Consider the following 1,761-nt stretch of genomic DNA (forward strand, 5'->3'; position numbering starts at 1 on the left):
GGGTGATTGATTTCCCGAACCAAGTTCTTTGCATCCAGAGCGTTAGTTAAAACATAGCATTCGAAGCGATTGAGATACTCAATTGCGATTTTAACATTTACTTTTTGTGCATGATCTGCGGCTTGGGTTAAAACTTCAATCGCCCTTTTTCTTTCATCTGCAGTAGGGGGTTGGCCTGAAAAAACTCCCAATGCAGAGTGGTATGGCCCCGCCAATAAATCGCCACCCATTACGCTGGTCATATCCAACGCCCATTTGATTCGTTCCAAACCAGCCTTACGAATACTCGCATCAGGGCTAATGGGATTGGTATCTGCGTTTACCACGGTTACTGCGGTGCAACCGAGCCCAAGGTTATCGAGTTCTTTTTTGATTTTTTTGTAGTGTTCAGCATCGCCATCAAAAAGGGGGATTTCAACGCCATCGTAACCGGTCTTCTTGATTTTTTCCAAGATAGGAAAATGCTCTTCAGTCACAAAAGCAGTCCACACCAGCAGATTCATTCCAACTTTCATTACATGCCCCTTAGTTTAAAGGTGAAAAGATCAAAGGGGTATTGTGGCCTAAATTGATTCAATAAGCAAGAATGTCGTATGAAAACTTAGCGGGGAAGTTTTATTGGGCTCAAACAGCTTTCGTGTTAAACTGTTACTTTGATTAAACCTCTAGAAAACACACTCAAACTATAAAACCGACCATCTATATGGGCAAAGTGACCTTCTTAATAAAAATGATTATTTATGAAGCCCAATCGAGCAACACACCTTTCTCTCGCACTTATCCCAAAGATTAGCGTGACGAAAATGACGAGCGTGCTCTGCTGCTGATCGATCCGCATGTTAATTTTTATGCATGCGACAATGAAGCAGATGTTTAAATTGAGCGCCGCACCTGCGGGCGAAGTCGAGCAGGCAGAGCTGCTTACGTATATAAGCCTGCCGTTAACTCCCAATAAGCCTTTTCACAAGCCGCCCTCCTGCCGCCGAACGATGAAGATACTGCGGCGGCGCACCAAAGCCCGAGTTGTCGTGGGGTCGAACGCCTCATAAAACGGCCCCGGTCAGCTTCATCCGCTGGTTAGCCGTTCTCACTCTCGTCAGTGGGTGCATCAGAATTCCAGGTGATGAAGCGATCGGCGACATCCGGCGGATTCAGCGCCGAAACCCAGCTATCGACCAATTCACCATCTAGGTCGCCTACCAATAGCAATGTGATTGTGGAACGGTCAGGCCCTGAACCGAAAAAGCCGTCTTTCTCCAGCCGCAGGAAGCCGCTCAAGACCGCAGCCCAAAGCGAATCGATCCGGGCCTCAAACTCCTCGTCCGGGCCATCGACATTCTCGATAAGGGCTTCGTTGATCTTTGCGAAATGCTTCTCACCGAAATTCGCGAAGTGACCCCAGTCTCCGTAGGACCACCGCATTCCCGCACGAGTCGAAATCGATCCGTATTTAGGATCTACGGTCTCTTTGTAGCTCTGGACCGTCGCAGTCAGAGCCTCTTCGGTGTTGGCGGCTGGATGTATGAACTGAAGCGAATCGTCGGTGAACACTGCGAAAGCGTAGAAATGCTGCCCCGGGTTTGCGGAGATCAGCTCCGAAAAAGCGGCCTTTAACGCTGCGTAAATGTGGTCAGCAAGGTGGTCAAGAAGGTTCGATGCCATAGGTCTGCTTTCAACTAACTAGTCGTACATGAAAAAGCCACTTTTGGCAACTTTTCCAAATTAAGCCGAGGCAATTAAGGGTGCCGTATGGTTTCTGCC

Annotated in this window: 3 protein-coding genes; 1 reads left to right on the plus strand and 2 read right to left on the minus strand. The window is 48.2% G+C overall.

What is annotated here, in order from left to right; translation table 11 throughout:
* The coding region (locus WCO51_13470; protein ID MEI6514262.1) for a sugar phosphate isomerase/epimerase family protein at positions 1-515 on the minus strand (515 nt) is incomplete at its 3' end.
* A gap of 345 nt (positions 516-860) precedes the next feature.
* On the opposite strand from WCO51_13470, the gene WCO51_13475 reads away from it, so the two are divergent.
* Positions 861-1,049, plus strand: a complete 189-nt coding sequence (locus WCO51_13475) for a hypothetical protein (protein ID MEI6514263.1) — start codon at positions 861-863, stop codon at positions 1,047-1,049.
* 28 nt (positions 1,050-1,077) lie between these two features.
* Here WCO51_13475 and WCO51_13480 read toward each other — a convergent pair whose 3' ends face one another.
* Positions 1,078-1,662, minus strand: a complete 585-nt coding sequence (locus WCO51_13480; protein ID MEI6514264.1) for a DUF4303 domain-containing protein — start codon at positions 1,660-1,662, stop codon at positions 1,078-1,080.
* Between the last annotated feature and the right edge of the window lie 99 nt (positions 1,663-1,761).

It is taken from the genome of bacterium (genome assembly GCA_037131655.1).
In the GTDB taxonomy this organism is placed as follows: Bacteria; Armatimonadota; Fimbriimonadia; order Fimbriimonadales; family JBAXQP01; genus JBAXQP01.

Excerpts from the sequence above, each read along its gene's own strand:
- WCO51_13475 (MEI6514263.1), top strand. The coding sequence starts at position 861 with ATGAAGCAGATGTTTAAATTGAGCGCCGCACCTGCGGGCGAAGTCGAG.
- WCO51_13480 (MEI6514264.1), bottom strand. The coding sequence starts at position 1,662 with ATGGCATCGAACCTTCTTGACCACCTTGCTGACCACATTTACGCAGCG.